Origin of the sequence: Roseateles oligotrophus, from assembly GCF_025717515.1 — a bacterium.
Classification (GTDB): domain Bacteria; phylum Pseudomonadota; class Gammaproteobacteria; order Burkholderiales; family Burkholderiaceae_C; genus Paucibacter_A; species Paucibacter_A oligotrophus.
In genome coordinates this window covers 493,588-512,834 of sequence record NZ_JAJIRN010000002.1, presented here as the reverse complement: position 1 = coordinate 512,834, position 19,247 = coordinate 493,588, and the positions used below count along the sequence as shown (strand labels likewise).

13 protein-coding genes and 2 tRNA genes are annotated in these 19,247 nt (G+C 64.1%); 11 read left to right on the top strand and 4 right to left on the bottom strand.

Going from position 1 to position 19,247, the window contains the following annotated elements; all coding sequences use genetic code 11:
* Positions 1-28 precede the first annotated feature (28 nt).
* Together LNV07_RS05535 and LNV07_RS05530 are read left to right on the top strand one after the other, a co-directional pair.
* Positions 29-742, top strand: a complete 714-nt coding sequence (locus LNV07_RS05535; RefSeq protein WP_263570168.1) for a riboflavin synthase subunit alpha — start codon at positions 29-31, stop codon at positions 740-742.
* A gap of 148 nt (positions 743-890) precedes the next feature.
* Positions 891-1,310 (top strand): hypothetical protein, encoded by a 420-nt coding sequence (locus LNV07_RS05530; protein WP_263570167.1) that lies wholly within the window; start codon positions 891-893, stop codon positions 1,308-1,310.
* A gap of 1 nt (position 1,311) precedes the next feature.
* Here LNV07_RS05530 and LNV07_RS05525 read toward each other — a convergent pair whose 3' ends face one another.
* The 3 genes from LNV07_RS05525 to LNV07_RS05515 all read right to left on the bottom strand — a co-directional run bounded on the left by LNV07_RS05525 (position 1,312) and on the right by LNV07_RS05515 (position 9,531).
* A complete protein-coding gene (locus LNV07_RS05525; RefSeq protein ID WP_263570166.1) occupies positions 1,312-2,655 on the bottom strand; it encodes a DUF3422 family protein in 1,344 nt (447 codons plus the stop codon).
* Between the two features lie 192 nt (positions 2,656-2,847).
* On the bottom strand, positions 2,848-7,680 hold the full coding sequence (locus LNV07_RS05520; RefSeq protein ID WP_263570165.1) for an NAD-glutamate dehydrogenase: 4,833 nt from the start codon (positions 7,678-7,680) through the stop codon (positions 2,848-2,850).
* 138 nt (positions 7,681-7,818) lie between these two features.
* Positions 7,819-9,531, bottom strand: a complete 1,713-nt coding sequence (locus LNV07_RS05515; protein WP_263570164.1) for a DUF885 domain-containing protein — start codon at positions 9,529-9,531, stop codon at positions 7,819-7,821.
* Between the two features lie 164 nt (positions 9,532-9,695).
* Here LNV07_RS05515 and LNV07_RS05510 point away from each other — a divergent pair, with 164 nt between their 5' ends.
* Genes LNV07_RS05510 through LNV07_RS05500 form a run of 3 tightly spaced genes read left to right on the top strand, consistent with a single transcriptional unit; the run spans position 9,696 to position 13,464 of the window.
* A complete protein-coding gene (locus LNV07_RS05510) occupies positions 9,696-11,243 on the top strand; it encodes a DUF1800 domain-containing protein (protein ID WP_263570163.1) in 1,548 nt (515 codons plus the stop codon).
* Between the two features lie 15 nt (positions 11,244-11,258).
* Positions 11,259-12,506 carry a DUF1501 domain-containing protein gene (locus LNV07_RS05505; protein WP_263570162.1) on the top strand — a complete coding sequence of 416 codons (1,248 nt, stop codon included), beginning with the start codon at positions 11,259-11,261 and terminating at the stop codon, positions 12,504-12,506.
* Positions 12,507-12,525: 19 nt separating this feature from the next.
* The gene (locus tag LNV07_RS05500) at positions 12,526-13,464 is read left to right on the top strand and encodes a type 2 periplasmic-binding domain-containing protein (protein WP_263570161.1); all 939 of its coding nucleotides are present in this window, start codon (positions 12,526-12,528) and stop codon (positions 13,462-13,464) included.
* A 4-nt stretch (positions 13,465-13,468) separates the two neighbouring features.
* Here the strand turns inward: LNV07_RS05500 and ilvD are convergent, their stop codons facing one another.
* A complete protein-coding gene (gene ilvD, locus LNV07_RS05495; RefSeq protein ID WP_263570160.1) occupies positions 13,469-15,148 on the bottom strand; it encodes a dihydroxy-acid dehydratase in 1,680 nt (559 codons plus the stop codon).
* Positions 15,149-15,244: 96 nt separating this feature from the next.
* Here ilvD and LNV07_RS05490 point away from each other — a divergent pair, with 96 nt between their 5' ends.
* The 6 genes from LNV07_RS05490 (at position 15,245) to LNV07_RS05465 (ending at position 19,189) form a co-directional block, all read left to right on the top strand.
* Positions 15,245-16,135, top strand: coding sequence for a LysR family transcriptional regulator (locus tag LNV07_RS05490; RefSeq protein WP_263570159.1), 891 nt, complete (start codon positions 15,245-15,247; stop codon positions 16,133-16,135).
* Positions 16,136-16,281: 146 nt separating this feature from the next.
* Positions 16,282-17,295, top strand: coding sequence for a tetratricopeptide repeat protein (locus tag LNV07_RS05485; protein WP_263570158.1), 1,014 nt, complete (start codon positions 16,282-16,284; stop codon positions 17,293-17,295).
* A 96-nt stretch (positions 17,296-17,391) separates the two neighbouring features.
* Complete coding sequence (gene lgt, locus LNV07_RS05480; protein ID WP_263570157.1) at positions 17,392-18,189, top strand: prolipoprotein diacylglyceryl transferase; 798 nt, start codon at positions 17,392-17,394, stop codon at positions 18,187-18,189.
* 19 nt (positions 18,190-18,208) lie between these two features.
* Entirely contained in the window at positions 18,209-18,913 is a 705-nt protein-coding gene (dnaQ, locus tag LNV07_RS05475; protein WP_263570156.1) for a DNA polymerase III subunit epsilon, read from the top strand.
* Between the two features lie 64 nt (positions 18,914-18,977).
* Positions 18,978-19,052: transfer RNA gene (locus LNV07_RS05470), tRNA-Val, on the top strand.
* Positions 19,053-19,114: 62 nt separating this feature from the next.
* A tRNA-Val gene (locus LNV07_RS05465) sits at positions 19,115-19,189 on the top strand.
* The last annotated feature ends 58 nt before the right edge of the window (positions 19,190-19,247 follow it).

The following is a 19,247-nucleotide window of genomic DNA, read 5'->3' as shown; positions in this document are numbered from 1 at the left end:
CTTTGCGCAGCTTCAGACTCCAGCGTCCATGTTCACAGGCATTGTTCAAGCCGTCGCCCGCGTGGCGTCCATCACCGATAGGCCCGGCCTGCGCAGCTTCACGCTGCAGTTTCCGCCCGGCTTTTGCGCCGGGCTTGAGGTCGGCGCCAGCGTGGCTTGCGACGGCGTTTGCCTGACCGTAACGGCCTTGGGGCCCGAGGATCGGGCCGACTTCGATGTGATGCAGCAAAGCCTGAGTCTGACCACGCTGGCCGGGCTCACGCAGGGCAGCTTGCTGAATGTCGAGCGCGCCGCCCGCGACGGGGCCGAGATCGGCGGCCACCCGCTGTCCGGGCATATCGACTTCATGGCCACCGTGGTGGCGATCCGCCGGCCCGAGAACAATGTTTGTGTCCGCATCCAGGTGCCGGCGCCCTGGATGCGCTACATCTTCGCCAAGGGCTATATCGCCATCAATGGCGCCAGCCTGACCGTTGCCGAGGCGGAGCGCTCGCGTGATGGCAGCGGCTGCTTCGAGGTCTGGCTGATCCCCGAAACGCTGCGCATGACGACCTTTGGCGCCAAGGCCGAGGGCGCTTTGCTGAATATCGAAATCGAGCGCCAGACGCAGGTCTTTGTGGACACCGTGCGCGCGGCCATCGACGAGCGGCTTGGCCCGCTATTGCCGGCCTTGGAAAAGCTGCTGGCCGCGCAGGGGCAAAGCCTTGACGAGTTGGCCAAACCGCCGGCCGGGCTTGGCTAGCAAGCTCCTGAGCACTCTTGCTGAGCTGGATCAAGACTGCTCGGGAAAAAACCGCGAGTTTTGAAGGGAATAGTTTTCCCCAGGGTTATCCCTCCTAAACTGCGTGCCAGTCGAGCGGCCATGGTGTTGCCGGCTTGATAGGGACACTATGAAACAGCCGTTGACTCCGATTGAAGCCTTGCAGCTCTGGCTGGCCGCGCAAAGCCCGGGGGCGGCGCTGGCTGCGGTGCCTGTTGCGGTCTTGCTTGAGCATTTCTTGCAAGCGAGGGCCCAGGGTCTGCCATCGGCCGGCCATGAGTTGCAGGTGCTGGGCGTTCTGGTTGATCACTGGCTCAAGCGCATGCGAAGCGATATCGACAGCTTTCCGCTTGAAGCCGTGCCGGTGCTGCAAGAACAGAAGAAGTCCTTGCAAGCCATGCACTTCGCCTTGACCGAGCTTCAATCTTGCTTGCAGTCCTTGCAACCGAGTCAAGCCCATCCCTTGCCGGGGGCCAAGCGGGTCCGGCAAAGGCCGGCCTCATGGCAGGCCAGGGCGCCTATTCTGCAGGCCAAGCCACAGCAAGTTTGAATCACGCGCGGCCATGCAATTTGGCATGCACGCGCCTTGTCGCTCGCCACACCGCCCACAGCACCAGCGGTATCAGCGCTCCCACCGAAATCTCGGGGTTCACGGCTAGGCCGGCCGACTTCAAGGCCTTGGCGCCATAGAGCAAGAGGCTCACCACATAGTAGGAAATTGCCGCAATCGAGAGTCCTTCCACGGTGGTTTGGAGGCTCAGTTGCAGATCTTGGCCGCGGGTCAATTTGGCCAGCAATTGCTGGTTCTGCTGCTCGGTGGCGATATCGACCCTGGTGCGCAAGAGTGCACTGACCCGCTCGATCCGCTGTGACAGCGAGGCCAGTCGCTGGGCGGTGGCGGCGACGGTGGCGATCGCCGGCGAGAGCCGGCGCTGCATGAATTCACCCAAGGTTTGCGTGCCCGGAATCGGTTTTTCGCGCAGCTCGGCAATGCGCTGGCGCACCAGCGTGTCGTAGGCCTGGGTGGCGGCGAAGCGGTAGGCATGCTGGGCGGTGGCGCGCTCGACTCTTGCCGCCACATGAATCAAGGTGTCGAGCAGCTCACTCTCGGAGGCCTGCCTGCCTTCGAGTTTGAGCGTGACCTCGGCCAAGCCGGCTTCCGCCTGCGCCAGCACCGGCGCGATGTCTTTGGCCACCGGCAGGCCGCGCAAGGCCATCAAGCGGTAGACCTCCAACTCCACCAGGCGCTGCGAGATTCGGCCGACCCGCGTCGGGCTGCTGCCGGGAGGGGCGATCACCAGCATGCGCTCGAAGCCGCTCGCCAGCAGGCGGAAGTTGGTCACCACCATCGAATGGCTGCCATGCTCGGCATTGCCCATCATCGAGGCAACGACCGTGCGGCCACCGAACCATTGCTGGCCGAGGGCCAGCGCCGCATCGGGGCGGCTGATGTCATGTTCAAGCATGACCAGCTTGACCGCGGCGACGGTGCGACCCGGCAGCATGCGCAGCCATTCGGCATCGACCATCAGGGCCGACAGCAACTCCGGTTCGGTGGCGCCCAAGAGCGCCCGCTCGGGCAGCGGCTGGACGATGGCATAACGCGTGAACTCGCTGTGGCGCTCCCATTTGACCGTATGGCCGGGGCAGCGCAGGCGCAAGAAGTTGCCCAGCATTGCATCCACCTGCAAATCCTGGTGGCCGGGCAGCAGGCGCAGGTGCTCGCACTCGGTCTCGCGGCTGATGCCTTCGTTGAGCAAGGCCACCGAGACGACCAGGGCCGGCAGGCGGATGCGTGCGGAAGGGCGGGCATGGACCTCGTTGTGCAGCACATAACGCAAGGCGTCATCGGGCGGCAGGATCGAGTGGGGCAGGGCTTCGGACAAGTTCGGCATGGCTTGAGGCATAGGAGAAGGAGGGGAGCAGGTGGCGCGGCGCCGATGAACGCATGCAGAAAACATGCCATCGACGGTGCCCGAACATGAGCGCGCCGGCTGGATAAGCCGGCGCGCGAGTTCAGGTGGCTTGCTCCGCCCCTCGTCTTGCAGGGGGCCGAACTGTTGAGCAGCTTAGCTCAAGTAACTAACTCAAGCCAAATTGCGCAGTTCCCGCAGCGCGACCGACAGCATCGCCAGATCCACACCCTTGGCGTCGCTCAATTCGCCCAGCAGCTTGTGGGCGCGCTCGAGTGCATCATGGTTGCGCGACTGCCAACCGGCGAGCAAGTCGGCCGAAGTTTGGGTTCCGCCTTGGCCCAGCACATCCAGCGCAATCGAGCGCTGCAGACCGGACAGGTCATCGCCCAGCGCGGCCTTGGCCTGGGTCTGCCAATAGCTGTCGGCCGGCAGCGCATCGATCTGCTGGCGCAGCCGCTCCAGACCCAAGCTCTGACCCAGCTTGGCATGAACCTCGCAGACGACTTCCAGCGGGTGCTGGGTGGCATCGGCGATCTCGGCAATATCGAGCGCCGCAAACAGCTCCTCGGCATGGCTGACGGCCTGCGCGATTTCGATCGGCACACCCGCCGCGACCCTTGCCGCGGCCCGCGCCGACAGATCGTTCTGCTGGGTCAAGGTGGCGCGCAGGGTCTCGACCGCCGGCACGAAGCGTTTGATCACCTGATCCATAGGCTCGGCCAAGCGGCGCGAGCGCAGGAACCAGTTGGTGGCATGCGCGCCCAAACGGCCCAGCTCGTCGATCATGTCGGCCTGCACCGCGTCCGGCACCAGATTGTCCAGCGCCTCGATCTTCAGCCACAGCGGCACATAACCGAAGACCTCGCGGGTGGCCAAGTAGGCGCGCACGATCTGCGCCGGTTTGGCCCCGCTGGACTCACTCAGCCGGTGCACAAAGGTCGAGCCGACCCGGTTCAACATGCTGTTCAGCACATGGGTGACGATGATCTCGCGCTTGAGCGGGTGGCGCGGGATGTAGGACGCGAACTTCTCGCGCAGCAAGGCGGGGAAGTAACGCTCCACCGCCGTGCCAATCCAGCCGTCTTCGGGCAGATCGGAAGCCATCAACTCATCCGACAACCACATCTTGCTATAGGCCAGCAAGACCGCCATTTCCGGCGTCGTCAGGCCCACGCCGCGAGCCTTGCGCTCCTTGATCTGGTCATCGGTGGGCAAGAACTCGATTGCTCGGTTCAAACGCCCACCGCGTTCCAGGAAGCGGATGAAGCGCGCTTGCTGGTCGATCAGCGCCGCAGCCTGGCGGTTGGCAATCGACAAGGCCTGGGTCTGGAAATAGTTGTCGCGCAGAACCAGCGAGGCGACCTCGTCGGTCATCTGCGGCAGCAAGATATTGCGCTGCTTCAGCGTCATCTCGCCGTCGCCCATGGCCAGACCCAGCAAGATCTTGATGTTGACCTCATGGTCGGAGGTGTCGACGCCGGCCGAGTTGTCGATCGCGTCGGTGTAGATGCGCACACCGGCAAGCGCCGCCTCGACCCGCCCGCGCTGGGTGCAGCCGAGGTTGCCGCCTTCGCCGACGACCTTGCAGCGCAGCTCGGCGCCGTTGATGCGCAAGGCGTCATTGGCACGGTCGCCGACATCCGCATGCACCTCGCTGCTCGACTTGATGTAGGTGCCGATGCCGCCGTTGTAGAGCAGATCGACGGGCGCCTTCAGGATCGCACTGAGCAACTCGTTAGGGGGCAGTCGGTCGGCGGTGATGCCGAGCACGGCCTGCGCTTGCGGCGAGATCGGGATCGACTTCTCCGAGCGGGCCCAGACGCCGCCGCCGGCCGAAATCAGCTTTTCGTCATAGTCGGTCCAGGCCGAACGAGGCAGCTTGAACAGGCGCTCGCGCTCGGCGAAAGAAACGGCCGCATCCGGGTTCGGGTCGATGAAGACATGGCGGTGGTCAAAAGCGGCCAGCAGGCGGATATGCGGTGACAAGAGCATGCCGTTGCCGAACACATCGCCGGACATATCGCCGACGCCGACGACGCTGAAGTCTTCGCTCTGCGTGTTGATGCCGATCTCGCGGAAATGCCGCTTGACCGACTCCCAGGCACCGCGCGCGGTGATGCCCATCGCCTTGTGGTCATAGCCGACGCTGCCGCCCGAAGCAAAGGCGTCGCCCAGCCAATGGCCATATTCCAGACTGACCGCGTTCGCGTAGTCGGAGAAGGTGGCGGTGCCCTTGTCGGCCGCGACCACCAGATAGGGGTCGTCCTCGTCGATGCGCACGACCTGTGGCGGAGGCACGACCTGACCCCCGGCATAGTTGTCGGTCAGGTCCAGCAGCGCGCGCAGATAGTCCTGGTAGCAGCTGATGCCTTCCTTCATGAAGGCTTCGCGATCGGATTGCGGCGGCGCCTTCTTCAAGACAAAACCACCCTTGCTGCCGACGGGGACGATGACGGTGTTCTTGACCATCTGCGCCTTCACCAGGCCCAGCACCTCGGTGCGGAAGTCTTCCGGCCGATCCGACCAGCGCAGGCCGCCGCGCGCGACCTTGCCGCCGCGCAAATGGATGCCTTCGAAGCGTGGCGAATAGACCGAAATCTCGTACAGCGGCCGCGGCTCGGGCAGGCCGGGGATCTTGGCGGAATCGAGCTTGAAGCTTAAGTAACTGCGGCGCGGGCCGGCAGCACCCGTGTGGCCGACGCCGGTGCGCCAGAAGTTGGTGCGCAGCGTGGCCTGAATCAGCGCCAGCAGCTGACGCAAGACGCGGTCTTCCTGCAGATTGCTGACCTTCTCCAGCGCCTTCTCGATCCCGTTGACTTGCGCGTTAGCACCGAGTGGGTCATGGGCGGCCGGATCAAAGCGCAGCTTGAACAGCGTCACCAGCATGCGGGCGATGCGCGGGTGCGCCGCCAGCGTGGTTTCGATGGTCGCTTGCGAGAGCGCAAAGCCGATCTGGCGCAGATATTTGGCATAGGCGCGCAGCACGACGATCTCGTCATTGGCCAAGCCGGCGCGCAGCACCAGGCGGTTGAAGTCGTCGTTCTCGACCTCGCCGCGGAACACGCGCGCAAAGCTGTCCTCGAACAAGCGCGCCAGGGCCTCGGGCTCGATGTCGTCGGACACCGTGGCCTGCAACTCAAAGTCATGCAGCGAGACGCTGCTGCTCTGGTCGTCGGCGTCAAGAATGCGGTGGTTGTGCTCGCCCAGCACGCGCACGCCCATATGTTCGAGCATGGGCAGGCTGTCGGACAGCACCACCGCTTGACCCAGGCGGTAGACCTTGAAGCCCAGCGTGCCGGGCTCGGCGCCGAAGGGGCGGTACAGCGCCAGCGCCAGTGGCGACTCCGGCGTCAGGCTGGCCAGCTTGACGACATCGGGCACCGCGGCGCGCGCGCTGACGCGCTCGCGGTAACCGGCGGGGAAGCCCGCCGCCCAGCGCTTGAACATCTCCAGGCCGCGCGCCTCGCCCTCGGCGTCGACCAAGGCGTCGCGCAAGTCATCGTCCCAGCGGCGCGCGGCGGCCGTCAGCCGGGCTTCCACTTCCTTGCGATCAAACACCGGCACCTGGCCCGGCGTGGTGCGCACGGTGAAGTGGATGCGCGCCAACACCGCGTCGCTCAGCTGCACATCAAACTCGGCGCTGGTGCCGCTGAAGACCTGCATCAGGATGGCCTGGAACTTGATCCGCATATCGGTCGAGTAGGCCTCGCGCGGCACATAGACCAGGCAGGAGAAGAAGCGGTCAAACGGGTCGCGGCAGACAAACAGGCGCAGCCGCTGGCGCTCGCCCAGACCCAGGATGCCCAAAGCGGTTTCGAACAGCTCGTCGTTGGAGATCTGGTAGAGATCGTCGCGCGGATAGGTCTCCAGAATATGCTGCAGCGCCTTGGCCAAATGGCCGCCCGGCGGCAGGCCGGCACGCTGGGTGATGGCGTCCACGCGGCCGCGCAAGAGCGGCGTCTCGGAGACGCGCGCGCTGTAGGCGGTGGAGGTGAACAGGCCGATGAAACGGTGCTCGCCGGTCACTTCGCCGGCGGCGTTATAACGCTTGACGCCGACGTAGTCGGTATAACCGGCGCGGTGCACGGTCGAGCGGGTGTTGGCCTTGGTGATGACCAGCAGCGGCGAGGGCGCACGGGCCAGCGCGCGGGCGTTGGCCGGCAGCACCGAGAAGCTGCTGGAGAGCTTTTCTTCCGAGCTCTCGCGCAGCAGACCCAGGCCGCTGCCCGACACCAGGCGCAGCGCGTCGGCATCGCCCTCGGTGACCAGCTCATGGCAGCGGTAGCCCAGGAGCGTCATATGGTCATCGGCCAGCCATTGCAAGAAGGCCAGGCTTTCTTGCACCTCGGCCTTGTCCAAGGCGGCCGGCGCTTGCTCCAGCTCGGTGATGGCGGCGCGCAGTTGCCCGACCATCGGTTTCCAATCTTGCACGGCGGCCCGCACATCGCCGAGCACGCGCTCGATGCCGGCCAGCAGCTCCTGGCGCTGCCCAGCATCGATGATGCGGTCCACCTCGATATGCATCCAGGATTCGCGTTTGAGTTCGGCGGCGTCGCCGGTCTCGCTGCGCGGGCGGATCGACAGCAACTGGCCGTCGGCGTCGCGCTCGACGCCGTAAATCGGGTGCACGATCAGGTGCAGGGTCAGGCCTTGACGGTTGATTTCTATCGTGGTCGTGTCGACCAGAAAGGGCATGTCGTCATTGATGATGTCGATCACCGAATGGCGCGAGGCCCAGCCATTGTCGGCAACGCTGGGGCTCAAGACCCGCGCCAGGGTTTGGCCGGGCTGGCGCTTGGCGCCAAATTGCAGGTGCGAGAGCAGCGCGCCGAGCAGGTCTTCCGGCGTGCGCGCCAGCAGATCCTCGGCGTCAACGCGGCGGAAATACTCGCGCCCGAAGCTTTCAATCATCGCCCGTTGTTCGGGTGTTTGTTGACGGGCGGCCGCCAGGGCCAGTACCGCGTCGATCCGTTCGCGCTGTAACGCGTTGAGAGGGTCAGTCATTGCTTGTCTCCTTGGAATCATGAACGCCATCGGGCTTGTTGCCTCGCTGCGTGCGTCGCCCAGCAGTGTGCCTTAGCCAAGTCGGGGCAATTGCCTTGGCTGTCTGAAAAACCCGTCTATATGCATTTTCTGCATCACCTAGGTACTTTGGCTAAGTCGCTCGGCAATCCAGCGCTCGACCTTGCTGTCCAGCAGATCCAGCGGCAGCGCGCCGCCGTCCAGCAGCATGTCGTGATAGGCCCGCAGATCGAAATCCTTGCCCAAGCTGGTTTCTGCGCGTTTGCGCATCGCCAGCACGCGGATCTGGCCAATCTTGTAGGACAGCGCCTGACCCGGCCAGCCGATGTAACGGTCTACCTCATTGACGATGTCGACCTCGGTCTTGGCGGCGTTGGCGCGGAAATAATCAATCGCCTGCTCGCGCGTCCAGCGTTTGGCGTGCAGGCCGGTGTCCACCACCAAGCGCACCGCCCGCCACATGTCATAGGTCAGCTGACCGAAGTGTGAGTAGGGGTCCTGGTAGAGCCCCAACTCAAAGCCGAGCTTTTCGGCATACAAGGCCCAGCCTTCCAGGTAGGCGTTGTAGCCGGCAAAGCGGCGGAACTTGGGCAGGTCTTGCTGCTCTTGCGCCAAGGCGATTTGCAGATGGTGGCCGGGCACGGCTTCGTGGGCGGTCAAGACCTCGATCTCGTAGATCGGCCGCATCTCGGGCCGGTAGAGGTTGACGTAATAGAAGCCGGCGCGTTTGCCGTCATCGGACGGGCCGCTGTAATAGGCGGCGGTGGTGTTGGGCGCGCTGGTGGCGGGAATGGCGCGCACACCGTAGGGCGTGCGCGGTAGCTTGCCGAAGAGCTTGGGCAACTCGGGCTCGATCTTCTTGGCCGCCAGCACATAGGCGGCGAACAGCTCCTGCTCGCTCTTGCAATAGAACTTGGGGTCACTGCGGAGATGCTCGAAGAACTCGCTCTTGCTGCCGCCGAACTTGAGCTGATCCATCACCGCCTGCATCTCGCCGTGGATGCGAGCCACTTCATCAAGACCGATCTGGTGGATCTGCTCGGCGCTCAGCGTGGTGGTGGTGTGAAAGGCGATGCGGTTGGCGTAATAGGCGGCACCGTCCGGGCTGTCCCAGATGCCGACAGTCTCGCGGCAGGCGGACAGATAGGTCTCGGCAAAAAAGCGCCGGAACTGCCGGTAGGCCGGCAGCAAATGCTCGACGATGACTTGTCGGGCGGACGCGCGCAGCCGCGCTGCGTCGGCGTCGCCGATGCGGGGCGGCATGTGCCGGAAGGCGCTGAAGAAGGGGCTTTGCTCCGGGTCCTCAACGATTTGCAGATCAAGCTGTGGCAAGACCCGGGCCATCAACAACCGTGGCTGGGTGCGCCCGCTATGGGCCGCGTCGTTCAACAGGGCCGTGTATTGCAAGAGATAGTCGGGCAGACCGCGCAGGCGCTGCAGCCAGACCTCGAAATCAGCCGCCGTTTCCAGCGGCATCAATTCGGCCAGTTCGTTGAGCGCCTGCGGACCCTCGCGTGCGGAGATCGCCCAGGCCAAGGGTTGGAACGGCGCGACGTCCAAGCGGGCCTGCATTTCATGCCTGAAGAGTTGCGCATTCAATGCTTCGTCTTCGGGCAGGCCGAGCCGCAGCAGCGACTCCAATTCGGTGAGCGCGTTTTGATTGGCCTGCAAGGCACGGGCCTGTGCGGCAGGGCTCAGGTCGGGCCATAGCGCGTTGAAGCGCGGGTCGCCGATATAGCTCGCATTGAGAGGGTTTTCCGCCAGCTCGCGTTCCCAGCAAGCATCAAAGAGGGCGTGCAGGCGCTGCACCAACTGGGCTGAGGTCTCTGGCATGGCGGCTGGGTTCTCGTGCTTTGTTTGCTGGGTATTTTGCCCACTTGCCGCGACCTCTCCTTGCAAGTTCCAACAAAAGTTTGCAATGCGTACATATCGGCGAGCCAGGCAGGGCCCATCATCGCAAGACTTGACCCTCATGACGAAGACCCGGAGCGCAGAAAGTGATTATTTCGAGACGCCAAACCTTGGCCATGCTGGCTGCGCCGGGCCTGTCGCCGCAGCAGCGAGTCTGTGCTGCTGCGGCATTGCCCCAGAGCCTGGCGGGCGAGCAGCGCGCGCTGCACGCGCTGAATCGGCTCGGGTTTGGCCCGCGTCCGGCCGACGCGGCCGCCATCCAGCGCCTGGGTGCAGATGCCTGGCTGACCCAATTCCTGGCGCAGCAGATGCAGGCGGGTCAGCCCTTGGCGCCGCCCTGGGCCGCCAGGCTGCAAGGAATGGCGATGCAAACGCTGAGCCAGGCCGAGTTGCTCGGGCGTTACCGCGAAGCTCAACGGGCCGGACGCGAGGAAAAGAGGTCGCCGGCGGGTGGCGCCGAGCCCGAAGGCGGCAAGGCCCGCCGCGAGCTGTTGCGCCCGCTGCTGCTCGAAGCCTCCGAGCAGCGCCTGCTGCGGGCCTTGCACAGCCCCGGTCAATTGGAGGAGGTGCTGGTGGACTTCTGGTTCAACCATTTCAATGTCTTCGCCGGCAAAGGGCCGGTCGGGGTGCTGATCGGCAACTACGAGCGCGAGGCGATCCGACCCCATGTGTTTGGCAAGTTCCGCAGCATGCTCGGTGCGACGGCCAAGCATCCGGCGATGTTGATCTATCTGGACAATGTGCAGAGCGTGGCACCGGGCTATCAGCCGCCGCGAAGGTTTGGACAAGAAGGCGGCAAAGCTCCGAAAGCTCCGACCGGCCTGAACGAAAACTATGCCCGCGAGCTGATGGAGCTGCACAGCTTGGGCGTGGACGGCGGCTACACGCAGCGCGATGTCACCGAGCTGGCGCGCATGCTGACCGGCTGGACGGTCGATTACCGTGCAGCAATGCGAGGCGCCGCCGGGCCGCTGTTCCATTTCGACGCCGGCCGCCATGATGGGGGTGTCAAGCAATGGATGGGCCGCCGCGTCGAGCCCGCCGGGCAGCGTGAGGGCGAGTGGGCGCTGGACATGCTGGCCGCTCACCCCGCCACCGCGCGCCATATCGCTTTCAAGCTGGCGCAAGCCTTTGTCAGCGACGCGCCGGCGCCGGCGCTGGTCCAGCGTTTGAGCGACAACTTCCTCGCCACGCAGGGTGATTTGCGGGCCTTGATGCAGTGCCTGATCAAGGATGAGGAGTTCTGGCGTCAAGCGCATTGGGGCGCCAAGTTCAAGACGCCGTATCAATATCTATTGTCCAGCTTGCGCGCCCTGGATATCAGTCCGGCCGAGCCCCAGGCGATGCTGGGCGCGCTGGCCCAGGCCGGTATGCCGCTGTATGGCGCGCAGACCCCCGACGGTTATAAGAATGTGGCGGGTGCCTGGATGAATGCGGAGGCCTTGGCGCAGCGCGTGCAGTGGGCGAGCCGAATCGGCGGCGGGCCAGGGCGCGGCAGTGAAACCAGCTCGCAAGCGCTGGCGAGCACGCTGGGTGCGATCCTTCAAGACGGCACGCGGCAGATGGTCGCGGCCGAACCCGCCGACTCGCGCATGGCCTTGCTGTTGGCCAGCGCCGAATTCATGCACCGGTAGCCAGAGAGTTAGCTCATGCAAAGAAGACAGTTGATTTTGAACAGCGCGGCTTGGGCCGGCTGGACGCTGGCTGCTCTGCCGACGGCGCAAGCGGCCGCGCCCGAGCTGCGCCATCGCAAGCTCATCGTCGTGATGTTGCGCGGCGCGGTGGATGGACTCAGCGTGCTTGCCCCCTATGGAGAGCATGAATACGCGGCCTCACGGGGCAGCATTGCCTTGGCTGCGCCGGGTGCCGCCGGCGGCGTCTTGCGCTTGAACAGCCTGTTTGGTTTGCATCCGGCGCTGAGCCGCTTGATGCCGATGTGGGAAGGCGGCAGCATGAGCTTTGTGCACGCCAGCGGCTTGCCCGACGCGACCCGCTCGCACTTTGATGCGCAAGACTTTCTGGAGAGTGGCACGCCCGGCCGCAAGAGCACGCCGGACGGCTGGATGAACCGCTTGCTGAGCAGCTTGCCCGGCCCTGCAGGCCCGACGCGGGGCGTCAATCTGGGCAACACCCCGCCGCGCATATGGGCCGGTAGCGCCGCTGTCGCGAGCTTGGGGCTCGGCCCCCGTGCGCTCGACAACAAGGCCATCGACAGCCCCCGCCTGCAGACCGCTCTGGCTCGCCTTTACGCACAAGACCCGGCGCTGGCAAAGGCACTCGCCGAGAGCAAGGAGGGCAGGGCGGAGATACAGCGCAGCATGGAGGGCGCCGCAGTCGCGGGCGACAGATCGATGGACGGCGATCGCGGTGCGCCATCGGCTCGCTCGTTTGCCGCCGATGCCAGGCGCTTGGGGCAATTGATTCGCCGCGATCCGAACACCCAACTGGCCTTCACGTCGGTCGGCGGCTGGGACACCCATGTCAATCAGGGCGGGGCCGAGGGGCAATTGGCCAACAAGCTGAGCAGCCTCGCCGAGGGTTTGGAGGCGCTGGCGCTGGGCCTTGGCGACGCGATGCGGGGCACCGTCATCGTGGTCTGCAGTGAGTTTGGCCGAACCTTGAGCCAGAACGGTACCGGTGGCACCGACCATGGTCGCGCCAATGTGATGTGGCTGCTGGGCGGGCCGGTGGCGGGCGGGCAGGTGCTGGGCGACTGGCCGGGGCTGAACAGCCGGGCCTTGGCCGATGGCCGCGATTTGGCCGTGACGACCGATTTCCGGCAGGTGTTTGCGCCGCTCTTGCAGAGGCATTTGGGGCTGTCGGATGCGGGATTGGCGCAGGTCTTTCCGAACTTCGATAGGCCGTGGCGGGAAAACGCTGCGCTATTGAGGGCCTGAGCTGTTCTAGACTCCGGTCATGATTGACATGACCCAGCCTGAACCACTGACGCGCCGCAAGCTTCTCGCCGCTGCAGCTACCGCTGCCTCCTTTGCCTTCACCATGCCTGCACGGGCCAGCAGCAGCGGCGCGCCGCAGATCGTCAAGCACGATATGCAGCCGCTGCAAGGCGAGAGTGAGTCGTTCGCGCTGGTGGTGCTGCGTCTGCTGATGGACAAGACCATCGCCAGCCACGGCCCCTATCAATTCGATCCGCTGTCACCGCGCGACAGCGTCACCCAAAGCCGCACCATGATAGAGCTGCGTGCCGGTGCCCTGGATGTGGTGGCCAGCATGAACTCGCTGGCGCGCGAGGACGATGGCATCCAAGTGCGCGCTTGTCTACGCCGTGGCTTGAACGGTCTGCGGCTGCCGGTGTGCCTGGCCAGCCGACAGGCCGAAATGGAAGGCATTCTGAATCTGCAGCAGGCGAAGCAATTGAGCCTGGGTCAGGTCGCGCATTGGCCCGATGCCATGGTGCTGGAGAAGAATGGTCTGAAGGTGCAGCGAGTTCAGCGCCTGGCCAACTTCGACGCCATGCTGGAGCGCGGCCGCTTCGATATTTTCCCGCTCGCCTCCGACGAGGCTTTCGGCATCGTCGAGGCCTTGCCAAAGCTGGTGGTGCTGAAGCAATGGCTGTTCGCCTATCCGTCGACCTTCGCCTTTATGGTCAACCATGCCAGGCCCGAATTGGCCGAGCGCCTGCGGCATGGCTGGAAGTTAGTTCAGGCCGATGGCAGCTTTGAGGCCATCCATGACAAGGCGGTCGGCGGGCAGGTCAGGCAAGCCCATCTGGCAGAGCGCCGCTGGTTGACCTTGAGCAACCCGGACCAGCCGCCGCAAGCGCTGCGGCAGGATGCCAAGCTTTGGCATCCGCTGGTCAGGCAAAGGCTGATCGAGCCCTTGTTAAAGGCTTAGGCGTTCAGAGCAGGTCCAAGACCGCGCCCGAGCTGGCGCTCGACGCATTCTTGGCGAACTTGGCCATCACGCCGCGGGTGTAGCGCGGTGCCGGCGCCACCCAGGCCGCTCGGCGGCGCGCCAACTCTTCGTCGCTAACGTGCAGTTCCAGCAGCAGCTTGTGCGCGTCGATGGTGATGCGGTCGCCTTCCTGCACCAGCGCGATCACGCCGCCCGCATAGGCTTCGGGTGCCACATGGCCGACCACCATGCCCCAGGTGCCACCGGAGAAGCGCCCGTCGGTGATCAGGCCGACGCTTTCGCCCAGACCTTGGCCGATCAAGGCGCCGGTCGGAGCCAGCATTTCAGGCATGCCGGGGCCGCCCTTGGGGCCCAGATAGCGCAAGACCATCACGTCGCCGGCGACGATCTTCTCGGCCATGATGGCGGCCAGCGCCGACTGCTCGTCCTCGAATACCCGCGCCGGCCCGCTCATCACCGGGTTCTTCAGTCCGGTGATCTTGGCGACACAGCCTTCGGGCGACAGATTGCCCTTCAAAATAGCCAGATGGCCTTCGGCATAGACTGGGTTCGTGACCGGGCGAATCACCTGCTGGTCGGCGCTCAGATCGGGCACATCGGCCAGGTTCTCGGCCACCGTCTTGCCGGTGATCGTCATCGCGTCGCCATGCAGCAGACCATGCTTGAGCAGCTCTTTCATCACCGCCGGGATGCCTCCGGCATGGTGCAAATCAATCGCGAGGAACTGGCCGCTGGGCTTCAAATCGCATAACACCGGCGTCTTGCGGCGCATGCGCTCGAAATCATCGATGCTCCACTCGACCTCGGCCGCATGCGCAATCGCCAGGAAGTGCAGCACCGCATTGGTCGAGCCACCGGTCGCCATGATCACTGCCACGGCGTTTTCGATCGCCTGCTTGGTGACGATGTCGCGTGGCTTCAAGTCCTTCTTGACCGCCTCGACCAGCACGGCAGCGGCCTTTTTGACGCTCTCGGTCACTTCGTCCTCGACGTTAGCCATCGTCGACGAATAGGGCAGGCTCATGCCCAGCGCCTCAAACGACGAACTCATCGTGTTGGCGGTGTACATGCCGCCGCAGGAACCGCTGCCGGGGATGGCGCGCTTCTCGATCTGCACGAAGTCTTCTTCGCTCATCTTGCCGGCGCTGAATTGGCCGACCGCCTCAAACACCGAAACGATATTGAGGTCTTGCCCCTTGTACTTGCCTGGCAGAATCGTGCCGCCGTAGACGTACAGCGCCGGCACATTGGCGCGCAACATGCCCATCATGCCGCCGGGCATATTCTTGTCGCAGCCGCCGATGACCATCACGCCGTCCATCCATTGGCCGCCGACGCAGGTCTCCACGCAGTCCGAAATCACCTCGCGCGAAACCAGGCTGTACTTCATGCCCTCGGTGCCCATGGCCATGCCGTCCGAGATCGTCGGTGTGCCGAAAACCTGCGGATTGGCGCCGGCTTCCTTCAGGCCAATGATGGCCGCGTCGGCGAGCTTTTGCAGGCCGGAGTTGCAGGGCGTGATCGTCGAATGGCCATTGGCCACGCCAATCATCGGCTTGCCGAAGTCGCTCTCCTGATAGCCCATGCCGTAGTACATGGATCGGTTCGGCGCGCGGGCAACGCCTTCGGTGATGTTTTTGGAACGGCGGTTGGCAGCGGTCATGAGAAGGGTCTCCTGGTGATATGGGCGCAGTATCTACGTGTCCTGCCGCCTGTTCAAATATATTATTCGCTTTGAATTAATAGATTTTGCATATCAATGATCGAATTGCGAACGTTGCGCCAGTTCCTCGCGGTGGCCGAAGAACTGCATTTCGGCCGAGCCGCCGAGCGCCTGCACATGACGCAGCCACCGTTGACGCAGGCGATCCAGAAGCTGGAGGCCAGCCTAGGCGCGCCGCTGTTCGAGCGCAGCAGCCGCTCGGTCGCGCTGAGTGCGGCCGGTCTGGCCTTGTTGCCGCAGGCGCGCGCCTTGCTGGCGCAGGCCGATGCGCTACCGGCCTTGGCGCAAGCGGCGGCGCGCGGCCGTCGTGGCCGGCTGCGCCTGGGTTTTGTGTCGACCGTCGGTTATGGCGAACTGCCGCGCTGGTTGCGGCTGTTCCGCGAGGCCTTTGCCGATATCGAGTTAACGCTGCGCGAGGCGACGCTGGACGTGCAGCTGCGCGAATTCGAGCAGAACGAGTTGGACGCCGGCTTCATCATTCACGCGCCCGGCGCGCATCCGCCCGGCTTTGAGCGTCTGAAGATTTCCAGCGAGGCGATGGTGTTGGCGCTCAGCGCCGAAGATGCTCTGGCCGGCGCGCCCGGCTTGGACGCGGCGGCCGTGTTGACGCAGCCGCTGGTGATCTTCCCGCGTGATATTGCGCCGTCCTTGTTTGACGCGCTGCTGGCTTTCTACCGTCAGCATGGGCAGGAGCCGCAAATCGTCCAGCAGGCGATCCAGATGCAGACCATCGTCAATCTGGTCTCGGCCGGCATAGGCGTGGCCTGGGTGCCGGCCAGCGTGATGGCGTTTCAGCGCGCCGGGGTGGTTTACAAGCCGCTGGCCGGGGCCGCGCCGCTGTGTGAAACCAGCCTGATCTGGCGCCAGGACGCCGCGCCGACGGTCTTGCGCTTTGTCGAACATATCGAGCAGCTGATGAGGCGTTGAACCCGTGCCGAGACTGCTCAGAGGGGCGGCCGGGCCTGCCGACCGCAATTGGGGAATTTGCTTTTGCAGTTCGTCGCAGAACTTGGTTTTCTGCATCAACCATGTGGACAATCGATACTTCAGCATTCAATGTTCATTCTCTGCCCATGCCCATCAAGTTGTTGTTGCGCTCCATCATGGCTGCTATTGGCCTGACGACCATGCTCGGAATCTGCACGGCTGCGCAGGCCGCGCTGTTCAAGGACGCGCAGTATCAGTCGCTGTTGGACGCAGGGCGCTACGAGGACTTGGAGCGTGCCGCCAAGGCCCGTTTGAAACTGCAGCCAGATGACGCTCAGGCCCTGGCTGCGGCCGCGATGGCCGGCAGCGATGCCTATGACGCGCCGCGCTTGGAGGCCGCCGCCAAATTCGCGCAGCAATGCCGCGAGCGCGAGCCCAAGGAAGCCATGTGTTTGTACGCGGCGGCCGAGGTGATGGGCCATCAGGTGCAGATGCTCGGCCCTTTGAAGGCCGTGGCCATGGCGGGCCGCCTCAAGGACGCCTTGCACAAAGCGCTTGAACTTGACCCGACGCTGTACGCCGCACGTAGCAAACTGGTGCAGCTCTACTTGTTCACGCCGCAGATGTTGGGCGGCAGTGCGGCCAAGGCGAAGGCGCTGGAGGCTGAGATTCGCGCGAACCAGCCCGAACAGGCTCGCTTGCTGCGGGCCTTGGTGGCAGCCGCCGCCGAGAAATGGCCCGAGGCCGAGCGCGAGCTTTTGGCCGTGCGGGCAGGCAACGACGGGGCGTTGCAGGCCGATGTGCGCGAGGCCTATTCACAACTGGGCAAGCATTGGATGAGGGCGCAGCAGTTCGACAAGGCGCGGGCCCTGTACGAGCAGTTGCAGCGCGATCAACCGAGCCAAGCCATGGCCGCCTATTGCCTGGCTCGTCTGGCTCTGGACCAAGGGCATAGCGAAGAGGCGCTGCGCCATCTGGAACGCGCCAAGACCTTGGCTGGCGCGCAGCAATTGCCCGTCGACCACAGAATGGGCGAGGCCTTGTTGGCCCAGGGAGACAAGGCGGCGGCCAAGGCTGCTTTTGCGCGGGCTGCGGTCGATAAGCATGTCCGGCCCAGCTACGCGAAAGATGCGCGCAAGAGCTTGGCCGACTTGGGTTGAGGCGAGGTGCAAGCGCTGGTTTGTGGCCGGCGCACTATGATGCGCGGCTGATTTCCCAAGCGGCAGTTTTCAAGCGCAGTTTCAAAGGACGACGCGATGTGGGTGCACCCCCAGTTTGACCCAATAGCCATCAAGCTCGGCCCCTTGGCCGTGCATTGGTATGGCCTGACCTATTTGGCCGCCTTCGGCCTGTTCCTGTTTCTGGCCAACCGCCGGGTCGCGCAGCCTCAGTTCGCGCAGGCGGGTTGGAGTCGCCGCGATGTCGATGACCTCTTGTTCTTCGGCGTGCTTGGCGTGGTGCTGGGCGGGCGGCTGGGCTTTGTGCTGTTCTACAAGCCCGATTACTACCTGCACAATCTGGGCGAGGTGCTGGCGGTCTGGAAGGGCGGCATGGCTTTTCACGGCGGTCTGCTGGGCGTGATTGCCGCGATGGCCTTGTTTGCCAAGCTGCGCGGGCGCAAGTTCTTCGAGGTCACCGATCTGATCGCGCCCTGCGTGCCGACGGGGCTGGCGATGGGTCGGCTCGGCAACTTCATCAATGGCGAGTTGTGGGGCCGCGTGGCTGATCCGAGCCTGCCTTGGGCGATGGTGTTTCCGCAGTCGCCGACGCTGGAGCCGCGCCACCCTTCGCAGCTCTATCAGTTCTTCGGTGAGGGGCTGCTCTTGTTCGTCTGGCTATGGATGTATGCGCGCAAGCCGCGCCAGACCGGCCAAGTGTCTGGCATGTTCTTGATCGGCTATGGCATCTTCCGCTTCATGGCCGAGTATTTCCGCCAGCCCGATGATTACCTTGGCCTGCGTTGGCTGAACCTGAGCCAGGGTCAGTGGTTGTGCGTGCCCATGGTGGCCACCGGGCTGCTGATCTGGGTTTTGTCCAGCCGCCGCAAGACCTGACCTTTTATTTTTAGCTCCCATGCGTCAAATCTTCTTCGACACCGAAACCACCGGCCTAGCCGCCGAGGGCGGCGACCGCATCATCGAAATCGGCTGCGTCGAGATGATCAACCGCCAGCTGACCGGCAACAATCTGCATCTCTACGTCAATCCGCAGCGCGCCAGCCATGAAGACGCGCTGCGTGTGCACGGCCTGACCGAAGCATTTTTGTCCGACAAGCCCTTGTTCGCGCAGATTGCCGATCAGTTGCTTGATTTTCTGGCCGGCGCCGAGTTGGTGATCCACAACGCACCGTTCGATATTGGCTTCGTCAACGCCGAGATGAAGCGCCTCGGTCGCTCGCCCATCACCGACACGGTCGGCAGCGTGCGCGACACCTTGTTGATGGCGCGCGATTTGTTCCCCGGCAAGGCCAACTCGCTGGACGCGCTATGCCGCAGGCTTGAGGTCGATAACTCGAACCGCAAGCTGCACGGCGCTTTGCTCGACGCGGAGTTGCTGGCCGAGGTATTCATCCGCTTGACGCGAGGGCAGGATTCCTTGGTGATGGATGACTCGGGCGACAGCGCCCAGTCGGCCGAATTCAAGCTGGCCGCGTTGGACCTGAGTAGCTTTGCATTGCCCATTTTGCAGGCCAGCGAGGCCGAGTTGCTGGCGCATGAGCGGGTGCTGGGCGAGCTGGACAAGGCCAGCGGTGGAAAAAGAATTTGGCAGGCTGCTTGAACTGTCAAAAAATTCCGTGGCATAATAGTGGGCTTCGCAGTTAGCGAAGACTGATGTAAAAGTCGGGCGGTTAGCTCAGGGGTAGAGCACCACATTCACACTGTGGGGGTCGCAGGTTCGAAACCTGCACCGCCCACCAGAATTCTCGATCGGCGGCAGCTAGGTATCGAGCAAACTGGTGGAATTGACTAAATGGATTCAGGGCGGTTAGCTCAGGGGTAGAGCACCACATTCACACTGTGGGGGTCGCAGGTTCGAAACCTGCACCGCCCACCAGACAAACCTCGCCAAGTCGCTAGACTTCGCGAGGTTTTTTCTTGTCCGAACGTTTTTG

Excerpts from the sequence above, each read along its gene's own strand:
- dnaQ (WP_263570156.1), top strand. The coding sequence starts at position 18,209 with ATGCGTCAAATCTTCTTCGACACCGAAACCACCGGCCTAGCCGCCGAG.
- LNV07_RS05530 (WP_263570167.1), top strand. The coding sequence starts at position 891 with ATGAAACAGCCGTTGACTCCGATTGAAGCCTTGCAGCTCTGGCTGGCC.
- LNV07_RS05485 (WP_263570158.1), top strand. The coding sequence starts at position 16,282 with ATGCCCATCAAGTTGTTGTTGCGCTCCATCATGGCTGCTATTGGCCTG.
- lgt (WP_263570157.1), top strand. The coding sequence starts at position 17,392 with ATGTGGGTGCACCCCCAGTTTGACCCAATAGCCATCAAGCTCGGCCCC.
- LNV07_RS05520 (WP_263570165.1), bottom strand. The coding sequence starts at position 7,680 with ATGACTGACCCTCTCAACGCGTTACAGCGCGAACGGATCGACGCGGTA.
- LNV07_RS05500 (WP_263570161.1), top strand. The coding sequence starts at position 12,526 with ATGATTGACATGACCCAGCCTGAACCACTGACGCGCCGCAAGCTTCTC.
- ilvD (WP_263570160.1), bottom strand. The coding sequence starts at position 15,148 with ATGACCGCTGCCAACCGCCGTTCCAAAAACATCACCGAAGGCGTTGCC.
- LNV07_RS05535 (WP_263570168.1), top strand. The coding sequence starts at position 29 with ATGTTCACAGGCATTGTTCAAGCCGTCGCCCGCGTGGCGTCCATCACC.
- LNV07_RS05490 (WP_263570159.1), top strand. The coding sequence starts at position 15,245 with ATGATCGAATTGCGAACGTTGCGCCAGTTCCTCGCGGTGGCCGAAGAA.
- LNV07_RS05505 (WP_263570162.1), top strand. The coding sequence starts at position 11,259 with ATGCAAAGAAGACAGTTGATTTTGAACAGCGCGGCTTGGGCCGGCTGG.
- LNV07_RS05525 (WP_263570166.1), bottom strand. The coding sequence starts at position 2,655 with ATGCCGAACTTGTCCGAAGCCCTGCCCCACTCGATCCTGCCGCCCGAT.
- LNV07_RS05515 (WP_263570164.1), bottom strand. The coding sequence starts at position 9,531 with ATGCCAGAGACCTCAGCCCAGTTGGTGCAGCGCCTGCACGCCCTCTTT.